The organism is Pseudomonas sp. BF-B-26 (genome assembly GCF_019956495.1).
GTDB lineage: Bacteria > Pseudomonadota > Gammaproteobacteria > Pseudomonadales > Pseudomonadaceae > Aquipseudomonas.
The window spans coordinates 1-20,145 of sequence record NZ_JAHBDP010000104.1 but is presented as its reverse complement, the minus strand read 5'-3'; the positions used below and the strand labels follow the sequence as shown (position 1 = coordinate 20,145).

Annotated in this window: 13 protein-coding genes and 1 pseudogene; 5 read left to right on the top strand and 9 right to left on the bottom strand. The window is 61.3% G+C overall.

From position 1 onward, the window contains the following. Nucleotides 1-57 precede the first annotated feature (57 nt). Both ptrR and KGB03_RS31135 read left to right on the top strand, forming a co-directional pair. Nucleotides 58-951 (top strand): putrescine utilization regulator PtrR, encoded by an 894-nt coding sequence (gene ptrR / locus KGB03_RS24105; RefSeq protein WP_218536443.1) that lies wholly within the window; start codon nt 58-60, stop codon nt 949-951. Nucleotides 952-1,091: 140 nt separating this feature from the next. Continuing rightward, on the top strand, nt 1,092-1,220 hold the full coding sequence (locus KGB03_RS31135) for a PA1414 family protein (RefSeq protein ID WP_007914492.1): 129 nt from the start codon (nt 1,092-1,094) through the stop codon (nt 1,218-1,220). Nucleotides 1,221-1,427: 207 nt separating this feature from the next. On the opposite strand, the pseudogene KGB03_RS24100 reads toward KGB03_RS31135, so the two are convergent. The 6 genes and pseudogenes from KGB03_RS24100 to speB form a co-directional block, all read right to left on the bottom strand. After that, nucleotides 1,428-1,604 (bottom strand): annotated as a pseudogene (locus tag KGB03_RS24100) (acyl carrier protein); the annotation flags it as partial. 18 nt (nt 1,605-1,622) lie between these two features. Further along, nucleotides 1,623-2,348: an MBL fold metallo-hydrolase gene (locus tag KGB03_RS24095; protein WP_223529487.1), complete on the bottom strand. Its 726-nt coding sequence runs from the start codon at nt 2,346-2,348 to the stop codon at nt 1,623-1,625. 85 nt (nt 2,349-2,433) lie between these two features. Continuing rightward, nucleotides 2,434-3,813 (bottom strand): sodium:solute symporter, encoded by a 1,380-nt coding sequence (locus tag KGB03_RS24090; protein WP_008153218.1) that lies wholly within the window; start codon nt 3,811-3,813, stop codon nt 2,434-2,436. Between the two features lie 168 nt (nt 3,814-3,981). Continuing rightward, entirely contained in the window at nt 3,982-5,493 is a 1,512-nt protein-coding gene (locus KGB03_RS24085; protein WP_111452686.1) for a purine-cytosine permease family protein, read from the bottom strand. A gap of 54 nt (nt 5,494-5,547) precedes the next feature. Continuing rightward, nucleotides 5,548-5,955 (bottom strand): YybH family protein, encoded by a 408-nt coding sequence (locus KGB03_RS24080; protein WP_008153222.1) that lies wholly within the window; start codon nt 5,953-5,955, stop codon nt 5,548-5,550. Nucleotides 5,956-5,964: 9 nt separating this feature from the next. Next, the gene (gene speB, locus KGB03_RS24075; protein ID WP_008153224.1) at nt 5,965-6,915 is read right to left on the bottom strand and encodes an agmatinase; all 951 of its coding nucleotides are present in this window, start codon (nt 6,913-6,915) and stop codon (nt 5,965-5,967) included. Between the two features lie 311 nt (nt 6,916-7,226). Here speB and KGB03_RS24070 point away from each other — a divergent pair, with 311 nt between their 5' ends. Together KGB03_RS24070 and KGB03_RS24065 are read left to right on the top strand one after the other, a co-directional pair. Next, nucleotides 7,227-8,123, top strand: a complete 897-nt coding sequence (locus KGB03_RS24070) for a LysR family transcriptional regulator (RefSeq protein WP_008153227.1) — start codon at nt 7,227-7,229, stop codon at nt 8,121-8,123. 14 nt (nt 8,124-8,137) lie between these two features. Beyond that, nucleotides 8,138-8,734 carry a tRNA-uridine aminocarboxypropyltransferase gene (locus KGB03_RS24065; RefSeq protein WP_218536444.1) on the top strand — a complete coding sequence of 199 codons (597 nt, stop codon included), beginning with the start codon at nt 8,138-8,140 and terminating at the stop codon, nt 8,732-8,734. Between the two features lie 147 nt (nt 8,735-8,881). On the opposite strand, the gene KGB03_RS24060 is transcribed toward KGB03_RS24065, so the two are convergent. The 3 genes from KGB03_RS24060 to KGB03_RS24050 are packed head-to-tail and all read right to left on the bottom strand — an operon-like array spanning nt 8,882 to nt 13,804. Further along, nucleotides 8,882-10,258, bottom strand: a complete 1,377-nt coding sequence (locus KGB03_RS24060) for an HlyD family type I secretion periplasmic adaptor subunit (RefSeq protein ID WP_218536445.1) — start codon at nt 10,256-10,258, stop codon at nt 8,882-8,884. Between the two features lie 9 nt (nt 10,259-10,267). Then, nucleotides 10,268-12,427 carry a type I secretion system permease/ATPase gene (locus tag KGB03_RS24055; RefSeq protein ID WP_223529485.1) on the bottom strand — a complete coding sequence of 720 codons (2,160 nt, stop codon included), beginning with the start codon at nt 12,425-12,427 and terminating at the stop codon, nt 10,268-10,270. An 18-nt stretch (nt 12,428-12,445) separates the two neighbouring features. After that, on the bottom strand, nt 12,446-13,804 hold the full coding sequence (locus KGB03_RS24050) for a TolC family outer membrane protein (RefSeq protein WP_192406691.1): 1,359 nt from the start codon (nt 13,802-13,804) through the stop codon (nt 12,446-12,448). Nucleotides 13,805-14,396: 592 nt separating this feature from the next. On the opposite strand from KGB03_RS24050, the gene KGB03_RS24045 reads away from it, so the two are divergent. Beyond that, nucleotides 14,397-20,145: retention module-containing protein (locus KGB03_RS24045; protein ID WP_223529483.1), on the top strand; the 5,749-nt coding region annotated here is incomplete at its 3' end.

The window sequence follows — 20,145 nt, the reverse complement described above, 5'->3', positions numbered from 1 at the left end:
TTGACTTTCTTTTAAAATGAATAATAGTGAGTAACTTGTTCTGATTTGGAGAATGGCGTGGAATTCAGCCAATTGCGGATTTTCCAGGCAGTAGCGCAGGAGGGTTCCATTACCCGCGCTGCCGAACGCCTGCACCGGGTGCCCTCGAACCTGTCGACCCGGCTTAAACAGCTGGAAGAGCAACTTGGTGTAGAACTGTTCGTGCGTGAACGTCAGCGTTTGCAGTTGTCGCCTGCAGGAAAAGTCCTGTTGGACTACACCGCCAAGCTGTTCAATCTGCGCGATGAAGCTCAGGCGGCGGTGCAGGGCGGGCAACCGGCCGGGGACTTCGTGCTCGGCACCATGTACAGCACGGCGGCGATTCATCTGCCGGGGTTGTTGGCGCGTTATCACCGCACTTATCCGGCGGTGAACCTGCAAGTGCAGTCCGGCCCAAGCGGCGAATTGCTTGAAGGTTTGCTCACCGGGCGTCTCGATGCGGCGCTGGTGGACGGTCCACTGGAGCTGGCCGGGCTCGACGGCGTGCCGTTGTGCGACGAACGGCTGGTGCTGATCAGCGAAGCCGATCACCCGCCGATCCTCAGCGCACTGGATGTGGAAGGGCGCTCCGTGTTCACGTTTCGGCAGGGTTGTTCCTACCGCATGCGCCTGGAAGCCTGGTTCTCTCATTACCACGCGGCCATGGGCCGGGCGATGGAAATCGAGTCTTATCCGGGGATGCTTGCCTGCGTGATCGCCGGCTCAGGCGTGGCGCTGATGTCGGAGTCGATGCTTGCCAGTCTGCCGGGCCGCGAAAGCGTGGCGGTGCATCCGTTGGCCGAGCCATTTGCCAGTGCCACCACGTGGCTGATGTGGCGCAAAGGCATGGTCGGGGCGAACTTGAACGCCTGGCTTGAGCAGCAACAATCGGTCTATCCGTCGGCGCTGAGTCAGGCTCAGGCGATAGCTTGAACTATCGGTCAGGTATTTTGATCAATTCAGTAACAGATCATTGCGACTTTGGGCGAGCATTGCGTAGGACTTCGGACTATTATCAGTGCGAAGTGGCTACAGAATTTTTGGCTACTCGGCACTACCCTGAAGGGGGCACCATGAAAGAGAAAATCCAAAACTGGCTGCACGACCTGGGGGTTGCACTCGGTTTGATCGAACCGCCTCTGCAACCTGTGCCTATTCGCACTGACGACGAACAACGCCGACGCCAGCAGCGTCGCCGGTAACTACCGACACGAGGTCTGTGGCGAGCGGGCTTGTTGTGGCGAGGGGATTTATCCCCGTTCGGCTGCGAAGCAGTCGTAAATAGCTTGACGCGGTCAGCCAGATACAACCCGGTTGAATGGTCTTGGGGCTGCTCCGCAGCCCAACGGGGATAAATCCCCTCGCCACAGGTTTTCGGATGCCAAATAGTCCGTAGTTGGCAACCCGTCTCAATGCCGCCCAATCTCGATCAAAAACCGCCTCAAGTCATTCGCCGTCCTGGCGGTCTTGAGCATCTGATCTTACTCCGCCGTAAACGCCGTCAAACCCAGCTGATCTTCCAGATGGAAGATCAGCTCTTCGATATCTCCTTTGTCCAATCCCAATTGCGCCAGGCTCGCGTTGTCGGCTGAGTACAGCAGGCCTCAGGCGTGCAAGCGCTGCCATTCGTCAATCATCGTGCGCAAATGCTCCCCGGAAAAACTCCCGAAATGCCCGCCATGCACCGTGCGGATCGGCAACTCGCGCAAACGCTGCAGGCTGCGGGCGTAGTCGTCGAGGTTGGAATGGTAGGCATCTTCGATCAGCGGCCCGTCGTAGATGATGTCGCCGCTGAACAGGGTCTCGGTCGACGCTTCGTACAGGCTGATTCCGCCGGGTGAATGCCCCGGTGTGTGCAGCACTTGCAGCGTGCGGTTGCCCAGATCGAGCACGTCGCCTTCTTCGATCAGGCCGGTGGCTGGGGCAGCTTTGACCCGATACTCGGCGTAGCACAACGGGCAATCCGGGTGCGCTTCGAACATTTCGTCGCCGACAAACGCCGTGCTCAGCGTGTTCTCGCCGTCCGGTGACGCGAGGATCTGTGCTTCGGCCGGGTGCACCAGCCGTTCGGGGAATTCGTGATGCCCGGCGATGTGGTCGAAATGGCAATGGCTGGCCACGGCGACCAGCGGCCGCTCGGTGATCCACGGCAATTGCTCGCGCAGACTAACCAGCCCGGAACCGCTGTCGAGCAGCAAGTCCTTGTCGCGGCCCTGAATGTGCCAGAGGTTGCAGCGATAGAAGGGGCGGATGTAAGGCTCGTGAATCAGGCGAATACCGTCGCTGAGCTGTTTCACTTCAAACCACTGATCGCGAGAAACAATCTTCATCAAAGGTTTTCTCCAGACGAAAAAAAACGGGTGTGGCAACCGACGCCACACCCGTCGAAGAAAGCATCAAGTCGTTATGTTCAGCTTAGGCAGGGCTGGCCACTGCTGCTGGACGAGGGGACAGCAAACTGACCACCACGAAACTCACCAGACCCACACCGAGGCTGTAGTAGATCGGGGTGTTGGCATCCAGACCGTCTTTGAACATGAACACCAACGCTGTGGCGAAGCCCATGCCCATGCTGGCGATAGCGCCGGCGGTGTTTGCACGTTTCCAGAAAATCGCACCGATCAGCGGGATCAGCATGCCGCCCACCAGCAGGTTGTACGCCAGGGTCAGGGCGCTGATCACGTCATTCACGACCAGAGCGATGCCGAGTACGACGATGCCGGTCAGTAGGGTGAACAGGCGGTTGATGCCCAGAGTCGACTGTTTGCCGCCGCGCAGTTTCGGCAGCAGGTCTTCGGTCAGGGTGGTGGCGGCGGCGAGCAGGCCGGCGCTGGCGGTGGACATCATGGCCGCCAGGGCAGCCGCAATCACCAGGCCACGGATACCGTCCGGCAGGGACAGTTTGACGATGGCGGCGAAGGCGTTGTTGACGTTGTCCAGATCCGGGATCAGCACATGAGCGGCCATGCCGATCAGGGCGCAGGCCAGTCCGTAAAGGATGCAGTAGAAGCCTGCGAATGTACCGGCGACCTGAGCCACTTTGGCGCTCTTGACGGTGAATACACGCTGCCAGATGTCTTGGCCGATCAGGATCCCGAAGAAGTAGATCATGAAGTAGGTGATGATGGTGTCCCAGCCAATCGTGGTGAAGCTGAAGGCGGTTGCGGGCAGTTTCAACACCAACTCATCCCAACCACCGACGCGGTACAGGCAGATTGGCAACAGGATGAACATCAGGCCCACGGTCTTGATCACGAACTGGACGATGTCGGTCAGGGTCAGGGACCACATGCCGCCGATCGCCGAATAAATCACCACCACACCACCGCCGACCAGCACCGACAACCAGAACGGCAGGTCGAACAGCACTTGCAGCACGGTGCCAATGGCCAGGATCGAGACCACGCCGATCATCAGCGCATACGCCAGCATGATCACCGCGCTCGCCGAGCGGGCCATCGGGTTGTAGCGTTTTTCCAGCACCTGGGTAACGGTGTAGATCTTCAGTTTCAGCAGCGGTTTGGCGAGGAACAGGTTCAGCGCCACGATTCCGCAACCGAGGGCGGCGCATAACCAGAAACCAGAGATACCATGGACATAGCCCAGGCGCACGGTGCCGACGGTGGACGCGCCGCCCAGAACGGTGGCGGCCATGGTGCCCATGTACAGGCTTGGGCCGAGGTTACGACCGGCGACCAAAAAGTCTTCGTTGGTCTTGGCCTTGCGCATGCCGTAGTAGCCGAGTATCAGCATCGCGGCGGCGTAGATGAGTACGACGAATAAATCCAATGCCATGATGGCGTGTCTCCGATTGTCTTTTTTATGTTGAGGCAAAAATCAATCCCTGTGGGAGCGGGCTTGTCTCCGGGCGGCGTTCCGACGAAAGCAATCGGTCAGTCACTTTAATGTTGAATGTGCTGCCGTCTTCGCGAGCAAGCCCGCTCCCACAGGTAATGCGTTGAATCAGGCGGCTTGGCGCAACGCCGGTTTAGCGAGCGAATCCGCGCCCTTGCTGCGAGCATCGTTTGGACCGAACACCGCGGCCGATTCCGGGAACAGGCTCAACAGCGTCAGGTACACCAGCGACGCCAGGCCAAGGGTGACCGGCAGGCTGATGTCGATGCCGCCGGCCAGTTCACCGAGCGGACCCACGAACTGCCCAGGCAGGTTCACAAAGCACAAGCCCACCGCGGCACTTGGAATCCAGGCACCCAGACCACGCCAGTTCCAGCCGTGCGTGAACCAGTAACGACCACCTTTCTCGCCGCGGGTGAACACTTGCAGGTCATCCGGGCAGTAGAAACCGCGACGCACCAGCAGACCGATGATCATGATCACCATCCACGGGGTGGTGCAGGTGATGATCAGCACGGCGAAGGTCGATACGCTCTGCACCAGGTTCGCTGCAAAACGGCCGATGAAGATGAAGGCAATCGACATCACACCGATCAGCAGCGTGGCCTTGACCCGCGACAGTACCCGTGGGAACACGCTGGACATGTCCAGCCCGGTGCCGTAGAGCGAGGTGGTGCCGGTGGACATGCCGCCGATCACCGCGATCAGGCACACCGGCAGGAAGAACCAGCTCGGTGAAACCGCCAGCAGGCCGCCGACGTAGTTGTTGGCCGCGATGTAGTCCGGCGCCTTGATCGCTACGATGGTGGCGGTGGCGAGGCCGAACAGGAACGGGATGAAGGTTGCGATCTGCGAGATCACCACGGCGGCCATGATGCGGCGCTTGGAGGTGTCACGCGGGATGTAACGCGACCAGTCACCGAGGAACGCGCCGAAGGAAATCGGGTTGCTCATCGCCACCAGCGCCGCGCCGATGAAGGCGGCCCAGAAACCGGGTTGGCCCATGCTGACGGTGCCGGCGTAGTTCACATCGAACGGACCGACGAAGGCGAAGATGCCCAGCAGGAACAACAGGCTGGCGCTCCACACGGCGATCTTGTTGACCCACAGCAGGAAGCGGAAGCCGTAGATGCAAACGGTCAGCACCAGGATCGCGAACAGACCGTAGGCCAGGCCCAGGGTCAGGTCGGTTTCCGGAAGACCGATCAAGCGCTTGGCCCCACCAATCAGCGCATCACCCGAACTCCACACCGAGAGCGAGAAGAAGGCGATGGCGGTCAACAGCGACAGAAACGAACCGACGATCCGCCCATGCACGCCGAAGTGCGCACCGGAAGACACGGCGTTATTGGTGCCATTGATCGGGCCGAACAGGCCCATTGGCGCAAGGATCAGCGAGCCCAGCAACACGCCCAGCACAATCGCCCAGACGCCCGCCTGAAAAGACAGGCCGAACAGGACCGGGAAACTGCCGAGCACGGCGGTGGCAAACGTGTTGGAACCACCGAAGATCATCCGGAACAAATCCGTCGGACCTGCGGTGCGTTCACTGTCCGGGATCTGTTCGACCCCGTAGGTTTCAATGTGCGTAAGGCTTTGGTCTTTGTTGTTGTTATTCATGATCAGCTCCGATCATAAAGGCGCGCTCATCGTGTGTGAGCGTCACCTGTTTGGCTAAGGGGTTGGCAGCCCTTCCGGCATCGCGGACAAATGTTCGTGGCAGGCCAGCCATAGGCCTTGTTGTTGTCGGCGAAACACAATGGTCTCGCGCTCCTGGCTGAAGTGTTGCTCCCCTTGCATGCGCAGCTCGGTGGCCACGTCATGGATGAAAATCGCCACGTCACCCTGCAGGCTGACGAAGGCGTTGCTCGAGGTGCATGAAAGCACTTCGAAGCCATCCTCCGAGCGCCAGGTGTCCCACAACGCCTGATAGGCATCGCGCGACAGCAGGGGCTGTTCGAGGGTGTAGAACACGAAGCTGGCGTCGGTGCTGAATGCACCGAAGTAAGCTTCGCGATCGTTACGGGCAAAGGCGGCTACCAGATCGGCAGCGGCCTGGAGTACCTGATCACGTTCGTTCACGGCCAATCCTCAGCGGTGGACTACGCCAGGCAGTACGCAGAGCATTTCGTACAGCAGGTTGGCGGCCAGCAGCGAGGTGTTGCCGGTGGTGTCGTAAGCGGGCGAGACTTCTACCAGATCGCAGCCGACCAGGTCGAGGCCTTGGCAGCCGCGAACGATTTCAATCGCCTGAATGGTCGTCAGACCACCGATTTCCGGGGTGCCGGTACCTGGCGCCCAGGCTGGATCGATGCCGTCGATGTCGAAACTCAGGTACACCGGACCGCCGCCGACTTTCTCGCGAACTTCGGCCATCAGCGGAGCCAGGGATTTGTGCCAGCACTCTTCGGCCTGAACCACACGGAAGCCCTGGTTGCGGCTCCAGTTGAAGTCATCAGCGGTGTAGCCCTGAGCGCGCAGACCGATTTGCACCACGCGGTCCGGATCCAGAAGGCCTTCTTCGACAGCGCGACGGAAAGTGGTGCCGTGGGCGATTTTCTCGCCGAACATGTGATCGTTCACATCGGCGTGAGCGTCGATGTGCACCAGGCCGACCTTGCCGTGCTTCTTATGGATCGCACGCAGGATGGGCAGGGTGATGGTGTGGTCGCCGCCGAGGGTCAGGGGGATCACATTGTGTTCGAGGATTTTGTGGTAGGACTCTTCGATGATCCGTACGGCGTCCAGCAGGTTGAACGTGTTGATCGCCACGTCACCGATGTCGGCAACCGACAGCGAGTCGAACGGTGCAGCGCCGGTGGCCATGTTGTACGGGCGGATCATCACCGATTCGGCGCGGATTTCGCGAGGCCCGAAACGGGTGCCTGGTCGCAGGGACGTGCCGATGTCCAGCGGGACGCCAACGAAGGCAGCATCCAGACCGGCAGCGGTTGGCACATGGGGGAGTCGCATCATGGTGGCGATGCCGCCGAAGCGCGGCATTTCATTGCCGCCCAGTGGTTGGTGAAGAATCTTGTCCACGGGTAAGGCCTCATCGTCGTTGTTTTATTTATGTCGGTTGCGCAGGTCGGGGAGACGCAGGCACCGCTGTGGGGCGATTCTGCGAAATGTAGTGGTCGGGAAGAATCGCTACGGGCAAATACTTAGTTCAGATTTTTCTAAACTAATGGCCACGGCGACGATAGACTTCTCCGCACGATCGTTCCCATGCTCCGCGTGGGAATGCATCCACGGACGCTCCGCGTCCCGCTAATTCGTGTATGTGACGCAGAGCGTCACGGGCTGCATTCCCACGCAGAGCGTGGGAACGATCAATATTGCTGGAGATCCTCATGGCCAACGCATTACCCGACCTGAAACTGTTACGCATCTTCGTCAGCGTGGTTCGCCATCAGGGGTTTGCCAACGCCCAGCAGGAGCTCAACCTCTCGACCTCGGCCATCAGCACTTACATGAGCCAGCTCGAAGCCGCCCTCGGCCTGGTCCTTTGCCATCGCGGCCGGGGTGGTTTCAGCCTGACCAGCAAAGGCGAACTGTTCCACCAGGAAACCCTGCGTCTGCTCGGCGAACTCGAAGGTTTCGAGCAATACGCCGCCGCCCTCAAAGGCGAACTGCGCGGCACCTTGAACCTCGGCGTCATCGACTCCACCGTCAGCGACAAGGCCTTGCCGTTCGCCGAAGCCATTGGCGCCTACAGTCAGGAACACCCGGCCGTGCATTTGCATTTGTCGGTCATGAGCCCTTACGAACTGCAACTCGGCGTGCAGGACAACCGCCTCGACCTGGCCATCGGCGCGTTCTCCACGCGCATGAGCGGTCTGGTCTATATGCCGCTGTACCGCGAGCAACACTGGTTGTATTGCAGCAGCCGTCATCCGCTGTTCACCGAGCGGCGCATCCCTGAACAAGTGATCACCCAGCAGCGTATGGTCGGCCGTGGTTACTGGAGCCAGGCGGAACTGGCACGCCACGGTTTCAAACACAGCGCGGCGACGGTGGAAAGTATGGAGGCGCAGCTGATTCTCGTGTTGTCGGGCGCCTACATCGGCTACCTGCCGGAGCACTACGCTCAAGCTTGGGCCGACAAGGGCGATTTGCGGGTGCTGCTGCCGGCGACCTTCGGCTATCAGGCGCCGTTCTCGATGATCGTGCGTCGTGGCCGCAGCCGCGAGCCGTTGATCCAGACCTTTCGCGATTTGCTCAAAGCACAACTGAATCAGGCCGCTTAACGGAAAAACAAGCCATGTCCAGAATCCAATGTCCGCGCTGCCTGCGTCCGCAAACACATTGCCTGTGCCCGCTGATTCCGAGCCTCGACAGCCGCACCCGGGTGTTGCTGTTGCAGCATCCGAGCGAAGTGAACCATGCGCTGAACACCGCGCGGTTGGCGGCATCAGGGTTGAAGAATGCCGAGTTGATAGTGGGCGAGGTGTTCGAGGATTTGCCAGCGCTGTTGAATCAACCGGGCTATCAGGCGCGGCTGTTGTTTCCCGCCGATGATGCGCAGCCGTTGCAGGCTTACACGCTAAATGATGAACCGATGTTGTTGGTGGTTCCGGACGGCACCTGGCGCAAGGCGCGCAAGATGCTGCACCTCAACCCGCTGCTGGCGGCGCTGCCGAGGGTGACGTTGGCGCAGGGCGCAGTGTCGAGATATCGATTGCGCAAGGCACCGGGGCCGGGCGCGTTGTCGACGGTGGAGGCGATAGTGCAGGCGTTGCAGACCCTCGAAGCACCGACTTCTTTCGAACCGTTGTTAAAACCGTTCGAGGCGTTGATCGAGGGGCAGATTGCGGCGATGGGGGAGGAGACCTTTCGGCGCAATCATGGGCCGAAATAGTCGTTGTTTGTGCCGGCCTCTTCGCGGGCAAGCCCGCTCCCACAGTGTTTGGTGGTGTTCACAATATTTGTGTACGACGCGGATCCCTGTGGGAGCGGGCTTGCCCGCGAAGGCGGGTGATCAATCACCGCGGCCTTCGGAGAATGTCTAGCGCTCGCGCATCGCTTCGGTCCGGGCTTTGAGCACGGGTTTAAGCAAGTAATCCAGCACGCTTTTCTCCCCGGTGATGATGTCTACCGTCGCCACCATCCCCGGAATGATCAGCAACGGTTTCACATCCCCGCCCAAGTGATTCTTGTCGGTCCTCACCTGAATCAGGTAGAAGCTGTTGCCCTTGTCGTCCGTAATCGTGTCCGCGCCAATCAACTCCAGCTTCGCACTCAACCCCCCATAAATCGTGTAGTCGTAAGCACTGAACTTGACCATGGCTTTCTGGCCCGGGTGCAGAAACGCCACGTCCTGCGGCCGGACCTTGGCTTCGATCAGCAAGTTGTCTTCAATGGGCACGATTTCCACCATGTCGCTGCCCGGCTGGACCACGCCGCCAATGGTGTTGACCTTCAGCACTTTGATAATCCCGTGAACCGGCGACACCACCGTGGTGCGGGTCACTCGGTCATCGATAGCAATGCTCGTTGCCGTGATTTTCGACAGATCAGTGCGTTTTTCATTGAGCTCCTTCGCCGCGTCGGAGCGGAAGGATTGTTCGGACTCATCAATCTTGCTTTTGATCTCATTGATCGCCGATTCCGCACGGGGAATCGCCAGGGTCGTGGCGTTCAATGAACCGCGAATTTCCACCGCGCTGCGTTTGAGTCGCAAAATTTCCACCGGCGAAACCGCCCCGGTGCCTACCAGGGGCGTGGACATGTTCATTTCTTGCTGCAGCAACGCCAGGCTTGAACTGAATTGGCCCTGTTTGGAGCGGAACTCTGCCAGTTCCTGGGATTTTTGCCGAAGCTGCTCACTCAAGGTGCGCTGCTCGCTGGCCAGTCGACGTTGCCGTTGTTCGTACAGCGAGCGTTCGTCCTCGGCCACTTGCGGCGCCTTGGCGATCACTTCGGGGGACAGTTTGAACGGCCGGCCTTCCGCCTCGGCCGACAGACGTTCGACCTGCGCCGTCAGTGCATAGCGATCCGCCTCGCTTTCGCCCTTGTTCGACAGGAATCGAGTGTCATCGAGGCGCAGCAAGGTGTCGCCCTTGTTCACCATTTGCCCCTCGCGAACGAAAATCTCAGTGACGATGCCGCCCTCCAGGTTCTGGATCACTTGAACCTTGCTCGACGGAATCGCCTTGCCTTCGCCCATGGTCACTTCCTGCAGCACCGCGAACTTGGCCCAGACCACCGCCGTGATAATCAGCGCAGCCGCGAGCCACACGGTGATCCGCGACCAGCGTGGTGAGTCCTGCAACGAGGCGCCGGCGGTTTCCGGCATGAATTCGCTTTCGGCGCTTTTGCTGAAACTGCTGAAGTAGCCGCGCGGCTTCGAATTGGACGAGGTGTCGGATGATGAACGGGCCATGGCTAGCTCCTAGACAGCCGCAGAGCCGACACGGCCCTTGCGCAGTGCATCGATGACCACTTCTTTCGGACCGTCGGCGACGATCCGCCCGTTGTCCAGCACCACCAGGCGATCCACCAGGCTGAGCATTGAGGTACGGTGGGTCACCAGCAGCAGGGTTTTGCCCTGGACCCAGCGGTGGAGTTTTTGCCGCAGGATGTCTTCGCTGCTGTTGTCCATGGCGCTGGTGGGTTCGTCGAACAACATGATCGGCGGATCCAGCAACAAGGCGCGGGCCAGCAACACCGCCTGGCGTTGCCCGCCGGACAGCAGTTGTCCGCGTTCACCCACTGGCCGGTCGAAGCCTTGCGGATGCTGACGCGCCAGCTCGGTGACACCGGTCAGTTCGGCGACTTCGAGCATCCGTGAATCGCTGATGTAGCGTGCGCCGAGGGTCAGGTTGTCGCGCAGACTGCCGGCCAACAGCGGCAGGTCATGGGCGACGTAACCGATTTGCTGACGCAGGTCGGCGACGTCCAGTTGCCGCAGGTCCAGGCCATCGAGCAGCAGTTGGCCTTCTTCCGGCGCGTAGAAACCCATGACCAGCCGCGCCAGCGTACTTTTGCCTGAGCCGCTGCGACCGATGATGCCGACCCGCTCACCGGGTTTCACGCTGAAGCTGATGTTGGCCAGGGCCGGAGCGTTCTGGCCGTTGTAATGGAACGTCACACCGCTGACGTCTATTGCGCCTTGCAGTTGCGTGCGTTCAAGCGGCCGTTGTTTGGCGTCGCGTTCCTGGGGCAAGGACATCAGCGCATCGGTGCTTTTCATGGTCAGTTGCGCTTGCTGATAGCGCGTGATCAAACCGGCAATCTGCCCCAGCGGCGCGAGCACCCGGCTGCCGAGCATGTAGGTTGCGACCAGCGCGCCGACGCTGAGGTTGCCGGCGATGATGCTGTAGACGCCGGCGACGATGGTCGCCATGCCGCAGAATTGCTGGATGAACAGCGTGCCGTTGGTGGCCAGCGCCGAGAGGTTGCGCGCATGGCTGTCGAGGCGGGTGAGGGCGCCGTGGGTGCTTTCCCATTTGTGCTGGCGTTCGCTTTCGGCGCTGCACGCCTTGAGGGTTTCCAGACCGCCGAGGGTTTCGATCAGCAGTGCCTGGCGTTCGGCACCGAGGGTCAGGCTTTTCTGTACGGTGTCGCGCAGGCGGACCTGGATCACCATCGCGAAGAGGATCGTGATCGGAAACGCCAGTAACGGAATCACCACCAGCCAGCCGCCGAGCAGGCCGATCACCACCAGCATCAGCACGGCAAAGGGCAGGTCGATCAGGCTCGTCAGCGTTACGGCGGTGAGGAATTCCCGCAGGCCCTGGAAGTCATGGATGCTTTGGGCGAAACCACCAATGGTCGCCGGCCGCGCTTTCATCGACATGCCAGTGATGCGTTCAAACAGCGTGGCCGAAAGGATCACGTCGGTTTTCTTCCCGGCGGTGTCCAGCAGGTGCGCGCGCACCACCCGCAAGACCAGTTCGAAACCGGTGCCGATCAGCAAGCCGATGGACAGCACCCACAACGTCGATGTGGCCTGGTTCGGCACCACCCGGTCGTAGGTCTGCATCACGAACAGCGGCACCATCAGCCCCAGCAGGTTGATCAGAAAACTCGCCAGAATCGCGTCGCTGTACAGCCACTTCGACAGCTTCAAGGTGTCGCGAAACCACGCTTCAACCCTCGGCACCAGCGGCGAACGCAGGTCTTCGAGTTCATGCCGTGGCCGCGCGAACAAGGCCTGGCCACTGTAATTTTCGGCCAGCTCCTGCGTGCTGACCCATTGTTCGCCGCCGTCGGCTTCGCTGGGCAATATCAACAACTGCCCGTCATCGCCGATGCGTCGCAGAATGGCCGTACGGCCGTTGTTGAGGATTAGCATTACAGGCAGGTTGAGGACGGAAATGTCCGCCAGTTCACGGCGCAGCAATCGCGCCTGCAAACTGGCCCGGGCCGCTGCGCGAGGCAGCAGGTCCAGGCTCAAGCGTTGTTTGTTCAGGGGCAGTCCGGCGCTCAGGCTGGCGCGACTGACCGTCGCGCCGTGGAGTTTGCAGAGGATCAACAGACCGTCCAGAAGCGGGTCATCGAAGCTCAGACGCGGATCGACACCGATGTTGCCGGATTCCATGCTGGTCACATTGATCTCTCCACAGGCCTACTTCAGTTCAGGCAAACGGGCTTCGTTTTTTACTTCCGTGGAGGCGATCGCATCGGCGGGCAACACCACTCGTTGTTTGCTCAGCAACTGCCCCATGTTCGCCAGCACGCGGTACATCGAGAACTCCTCGGTGTAGCGCACTTCGGTGTAGCGGCGGTTGGCGTTGTAGAGCTCGTTTTCACTGTCCAGCAGGTCGAGCAGGGTGCGCTGGCCGAGGCCGAACTGGTCCTGATAGGCCACGCGCACGCGTCGGCTGGTGTCCGCGTATTCGCGGGCGGTCGGGGTTTGTTTCTTGGCATTGACCATGGCGTTCCAGGCCAGGTGAATGTTCTCGTTGAGTTGGCGCAGGGCATTGTTGCGGACGTCCATCGCCTGGTTGATCAGGTGCGCATCGGAGGCCAGGCGAGCCTTGTCGCTGCCACCGCGGAACAGGTTGTAGTTCATCACTATGCCGACTCGCCATTCGTTGTCGTGGCCTTCATCGCCCTGCACGTTGTTGTTCGCACCCACGGCGGCTTCGGCGTCGAAGCGAGGGTAGAACGGCGACTTGGCAACTTCGTACTGGCTCTCGGCCGATTGCACATCGGCCTGGGCGGATTTCAGGTACGGGTTGTTTTCCACCATGCTTTGCTGGGCTTCCTGCAGGGTGGCGGGCAGTTCGCCGCGGGTCGAGGGCGGGGCTTCGAGTTCATCGGGCAGGCGCCCCACGACGGCGTAGAAGTTCGACTCGGCATCCGCCAGATCGACTTCAGCGGTATCGAGGTTGTTTTGTGCCAGTGCCCGGCGAGCGACGGACTGGTCAGAGTCGGCGGTGCTGCCGATACCACGCTGGGTGCGCAGACTGATCTGATCATTGACCCGCATGTGAGCTTGCAGATTGTTTGTGGCCAGGGTCACCAGTTCGCGGCGCTTGAGCACTTCGAGGTAGACCTCGATGGTGCGCAGGGCCAGATCCTGAGCGGTGCCCTGCGCGTAATAGGCCCGGGAGTTGACCACGCCTTTAGTGCGCTGGACTTCGTTCGAGGTGTTGAAACCATCGAAGAGCATCTGCCGCAGACGCAATTCCGATTGGGTGTAGGTCAGAATTTCGGTGTGGTGATTACCTAATGCCCGGGTGTTGGTGTTATCGCTGTACCCGCGCCCGTAGGCGGCATTCAGATCAACCGATGGATAAAATCCTCCCTTGGCGACTTTCACTTGTTCATCGGCCGAGAGGCGGCTGTCCACTCGAGACGCCAGCTCCGGGTGGGTCGCGATGGTGCTCTGGATTGCCTCCGTCAATGACATGGCTTGAGCCTGAGAAGCGCAGGCCATGGCCAGCAGAATTGCGCTGCAGAGGGGGGTTAATACGCGCATGGGTGCCTCTCCCTGATTCCTAATGGTGCTTATTAGTCGCCAAATATTTGACGGCATTTATAGTGAAAACCGTTTCATGCTTGTAACAACAGAGCTAAGAACATTCTGGGGAAAACCATAGAAGAATTTTTCATAAGGCTTATGCCAAAAAAAACTTATGCGCTCTGCAAAATCCAGCACATTGTTCACTCCGAAAGCCCTTGATTTACGAGCGTTATGGCGCTCATCGGGGCTTGAGGAAAGTTCCAGACCACATATCGACTTAGGGCGGGGAAGTGCTGGAGGGGAGGGAAGCGGACGGTTTTAAGGTGACGGTTTTTTGTCACCTTGGTGGATCAAAGCCGTTACGCATCGCTCAAAAGGTGACGTGGTGCGAAAGTGGATCCCGATGCCATTGATTGCAGAGGGTTTTTATCCCGCAGCAGACACGTCGCCCGCGAGCGGCACGCTTGGCGAGAACGGCGCCAGGGTAGCGGCTTACTTGAAGTAACCGCTGCCAGCAGGCGATTCCGCCAGGCAACCCGTAGGAGCCATGAGCACGTTCTTCGCAAAAACAGGATGCCGACAGCGGTTGGCAGCGGAGGAAGTGCACATGGCTACGCTCATCGGTATTGTCAGTAAGGTCATTGGTCAGGTGTTCGCGGTTGCGGGCGATGGCACCCGACGCGCGCTGGTCGAGGGGGACCGGTTATTCGCCGGCGATCAACTGGTTACCGGGGCCGAAGGCGCGGTGGCGGTTCATCTGCACAATGGCCAGGAACTGACACTTGGGCGTGGCAGCAGTATGGAGATGACGCCTCAGTTACTCGCGAATCAGGCACCTCATGTAGACACCGCTGAAGCGGTGACACCGACTCAAGCGCAACTGACCGATGTCGAACAACTGCAAAAAGCGATCGCTGCCGGCGATGACCCGACCCAGACTGCTGAAGCTACGGCGGCCGGACCGGGTTCGACCGGCGCACCCGGTGCACTGGGCGGCGGCCACTCGTTCGTCATGCTTGAAGAGGTGGGCGGGCGGGTCGATCCGACGATTGGTTTTCCTACCGCAGGCTTCAACGGCATTCCCGAATTTCCCCTGGGGCGGCTGGCCGGAAACCCGGATAACGGTGCAGGCGGTTCAGGCGGTTCAGGCGGTGCAGGTGGTTCAGGAGGGACAGGCGTTCTTCCGGTGACACCGGATGTTCCGGATGTTCCGGATGTTCCTGTTGTGCCTGTGACACCGGTTGTTCCTGATGTGCCGAACAATCCGGTGACCCTCACCGGCCTGTCGGTGGCAGGGGGCGAACTGACCGTCAATGAGGCCAACCTGGCCGACGGTTCGGCCCCCGACCCAGAGGCACTGACCAAGACCGGCACGTTCAGCGTCTCTGCTCCTGACGGGCTGACCAGCCTGAGCATCGCAGGGGTCAACGTGATCATCGGTGGCGTTGCCGCAGGCTTCCCGCAATCGATCACTACCCCGTTGGGCAACACCCTGACCGTCACCGGCTACAACCCGGCCACGGGGGTTGTGAGTTACAGCTACACCCTCGTCGACAATGAAACCCATCCGACCGGTGACGGCGCCAACAGCATCACCGAGAATCTCGACGTCGTCGCCACCGATACGGACGGCAGTTCGGCGACCGGGCAAATCAACGTCAACATCGTCGATGACCTGCCGACCGCCAACTCCGACTCGACCGCGGTTGAGGAGGGCGGCATCGTCAGCGGCAACGTGCTGTGGAACGACGTCGCCGGTGCCGATGGCCCCGCCGCAGGGGGCGCGGTGCTCGGCGTGCGTGCCGGTTCCGACACCTCGGCGCCGGCTGTTGGCGGCCTCAACAGCCAGATCAATGGCACCTACGGTTACCTGACGCTGGACGCCAACGGCAACGCTGAATACCACAGCAACCCGAACGCCGTGAGTGGCCCTGGCGCGACGGACACGTTCACCTACACCCTGCGCGATGCCGACGGTGACCAAAGCACCACCACCATCACCATCGACGTGCACAACTGCAGTATCAGAGCGGTCAGCGATAGCGACGTGACCGTCTATGAAAAAGCCCTCGACCTGAACCAGGACGGCCAGGATCTGGCGCCCGGCACTGTCACCGGCAGCCTGCCGGGCAACACCGGCGAAACCGCCAGTGGCACGCTGGCCGGTTCGGTCAGCGGCGCGGTCGGAGCGATCACCTACACCCTGGTCGGCAGCGCCACCGGTACCTACGGTCAAATCCTGCTCAATCCCGACGGCTCCTACACCTACACCCTGACGTCGCCGGCCAGCACCACGCCGCACGCCAACGACGGGCCGAATACCCTCAGCGAAAGTTTCACCTACCAAGCCACCGACGCCCTGGGCAATTCCACAACCAGCACCATCGTGGTCAACATCGTCGATGACGTGCCGACGGCTCATGCCGACGAGGCTGCGGTCGCGGAGGGCGGCGTTGTCAGCGGCAACGTGTTGTGGAACGACGTCGGCGGCGCCGATGGCCTCGCCGCCGGGGGCGCGGTGCTCGGTGTGCGTGCCGGTTCAGACACCTCGACCTCAGCCGTTGGCGGCCTCAACACTCAGATCAATGGCACCTACGGTTACCTGACGCTGGACGCCAACGGCAACGCCGTCTACCACAGCAATCCGAATGCCGTGAGCGACCCTGGCGCGACGGACACGTTCACCTACACCGTGCGCGATGCCGACGGTGACCAAAGCACCACCACCATCACCATCGACGTGCACAACAGCAGCATTCTGGCGGTCAGCGATAGCGACGTGACCGTCTACGAAAAAGCCCTCGACCTGAACCAGGACGGCCAGGATCTGGCGCCCGGCACTGTCACCGGCAGCCTGCCGGGCAACACCGGCGAAACCGCCAGTGGCACGCTGGCCGGCTCTGTCACTGGAGCCACCGGCGCGATCACCTACACGCTGGTCGGCAGCGCCACTGGCACCTATGGCCAAATCCTGCTCAATCCCGATGGCTCCTACACCTACACCCTGACGTCGCCGGCCAGCACCACGCCGCATGCCAACGACGGGCCGAACACCCTGAGCGAAAGTTTCACCTACCAAGCCACCGATGCCCTGGGCAACAGCACCACCAGCACCATTGTGGTCAACATCGTCGATGACCTGCCGACGGCTCATGCCGACGAGGCTTCGGTCGCGGAGGGCGGCACCGTCAGCGGCAACGTGTTGTGGAACGACGTCGGCGGCGCCGATGGCCTCGCCGCCGGGGGCGCGGTGCTCGGCGTGCGTGCCGGTTCCGACACCTCGACCTCAGCCGTTGGCGGCCTCAACACTCAGATCAATGGCACCTACGGTTACCTGACGCTGGACGCCAACGGCAACGCCGTCTACCACAGCAACCCGAATGCCGTGAGCGACCCTGGCGCGACCGACACGTTCACCTACACCGTGCGCGATGCCGACGGAGACCAAAGCACCACCACCATCACCATCGACGTGCACAACAGCAGCATTCTGGCGGTCAGCGACAGCGACGTGACCGTTTACGAAAAAGCCCTCGACCTGAACCAGGACGGCCAGGATCTGGCGCCCGGCACTGTCACCGGCAGCCTGCCGGCCAACACCGGCGAAACCGCCAGTGGCACGCTGGCCGGTTCTGTCACTGGTGCCACCGGCGCGATCACCTACACGCTGGTCGGCAGCGCCACCGGTACCTACGGTCAAATCCTGCTCAATCCCGATGGCTCCTACACCTACACCCTGACGTCGCCGGCCAGCACCACGCCGCACGCCAACGACGGGCCGAACACCCTGAGCGAAAGTTTCACCTACCAAGCCACCGATGCCCTGGGCAACAGCACCACCAGCACCATCGTGGTCAACATCGTCGATGACCTGCCGACGGCTCATGCCGACGAGGCTTCGGTCGCCGAAGGCGGCATCGTCAGCGGCAACGTGTTGTGGAACGACGTCGGCGGCGCCGATGGCCTCGCCGCCGGGGGCGCGGTGCTCGGTGTGCGTGCCGGTTCAGACACCTCGACCTCAGCCGTTGGCGGCCTCAACACTCAGATCAATGGCACCTACGGTTACCTGACACTGGACGCCAACGGCAACGCCGTCTACCACAGCAACCCGAACGCCGTGAGCGACCCTGGCGCGACCGACACGTTCACCTACACCGTGCGCGATGCCGACGGTGACCAAAGCACCACCACCATCACCATCGACGTGCACAACAGCGGCTTCATGGCGGTCAGCGACAGCGACGTAACCGTCTACGAAAAAGCCCTCGACCTGAACCAGGACGGCCAGGATCTGGCGCCCGGCACCGTCACCGGCAGTCAGCCGGGCCTCACGGCTGAAACCGCCAGTGGCACCCTGGTCGGTTCGGTCACTGGTGCCACCGGCGCGATCACCTACACGCTGGTCGGCAGCGCCACTGGTACCTACGGGCAAATCCTGCTCAATCCCGACGGCTCCTACACCTACACCCTGACGTCGGCGCCAAGCACCACGCCGCACGCCAACGATGGCGATAACACCCTGAGCGAAAGTTTCACCTACCAAGCCACCGACGCCCTGGGCCATTCCACCACCAGCACCATCGTGGTCAACATCGTCGATGACCTGCCGACCGCCAACCCCGACGCGGCCTCGGTAGTGGAGGGCGGCATCGTCAGCGGCAATGTGCTGGCGAACGACTTCGGCGATGCCGATGGAGTTGGGGTGGTCGGCGTGCGTGCCGGTTCCGACACCTCGAACTCGGCCATCGGCGGCCTGAACAGCCAGATCAATGGCACCTACGGTTACCTGACGCTGGATGCCGCGGGCAATGCGGTCTACCACAGCAACCCGGACGCCGTGAACGGTCCCGGTGCGACCGACGTGTTCACCTACACCTTGCGCGATGGCGATGGCGACGAGCGGACCACCACCATCACCATCGACGTGAACGATAGCTGCATCATCGACAACGGCGGCGACCAGGCCCCAGTCATTGCGAACACGCCACCCGTGGCAGTCGATGACCACATCATCACCAACGTGCTGTCGGACCACATCGTGGTACCGGAGGAGTTGCTGCTGGCCAATGACACCGATGCGGATAAGGATCCGCTCACTGCATCGCCGACCTCATTCAACACTGGCTGGATTGCCAAAGGCGCGGACTTCACCGGCACCAATCAAAACTTCAGCTTCATCGGCGGTAACGAGCAGGCGGTGACCCTCGCCCGCAGTGCATTCGTCGCCAACACGACAGCCATGACGGCGGTGTTGGTCGTCAGCGGGGCGCTGGGACCGGTCGACAACACCCACGCTGAGGACCGCATCACCATCGACCTCAAACAGGGTGAAACCCTTAACCTGGATCACAATCTGCCGGCCGATCATGTCGCCATGGAGTACTCAATCAACGGCGGCGCATGGGTCGCCCTCGCGGACGGGCAAACCCTCACCGCAACGTCGGACAGCACCTACCAGATCCACATCACCAACATCGACAACCCTGGCCCGGGCAACAGCGGGAATGGGGCGGAAAACTACCAGTTGACCATGACCGTCGACTACGCCGGAGCCCACGACATCACGCCAGATGCCCACGGCACCTATGCCGCCAACGACAGCCATGGCGGCAGCGACAGCGGTGCCGTAACCATCACCTATCAGGATGGCCACACCCTCACCGGCACGGCGGGCGACGATGTACTCCTGGCGGGCGCCGGTAACAACGTGATCAATGCCGGCGACGGCAACGACGTACTCACCGCCGGTTCCGGCAACAACGAAATGCACGGCGACGCCGGCAACGACTTGCTGTACAGCGGTGCGGGCAACGACCTGCTCGACGGCGGCACCGGTGTCGACACCGCGAGCTATGCCCACGCCACGGCCGGGGTTACGGTCAATCTGGGCGTGCTGGGTGCGCAAAATACCGGGGGCGCCGGGACCGACACCCTGACCGCGATCGAAAACCTGACCGGTTCAAATTTCAACGACAGCCTCACCGGCGACAACCACAGCAACATCATCAACGGCGGCCTGGGTAACGACATGCTCAACGGTGGGGACGGCGACGACTTCCTCATCGGCGGCCTGGGCAACAACACCCTCACCGGCGGCAGCGGTGCCGACACTTTCCAGTGGCTCAAAGGCAACAGCGGCCACGACGTGGTCACTGACTTCACGCCGGGCATCGACAAACTCGACCTGTCGCAACTGCTGCAAGGGGAAAACAACACCGCGGCATCGCTGGATGATTACCTGCACTTCAAAGTCACCGGCAGCGGCGAATCACTGGTCACCAGCATCGACGTCAGCGCCATGGCCGGCGCCGCGCCGAATCAAACCATCGACCTGGCGGGTGTGAACCTGGCCAGCC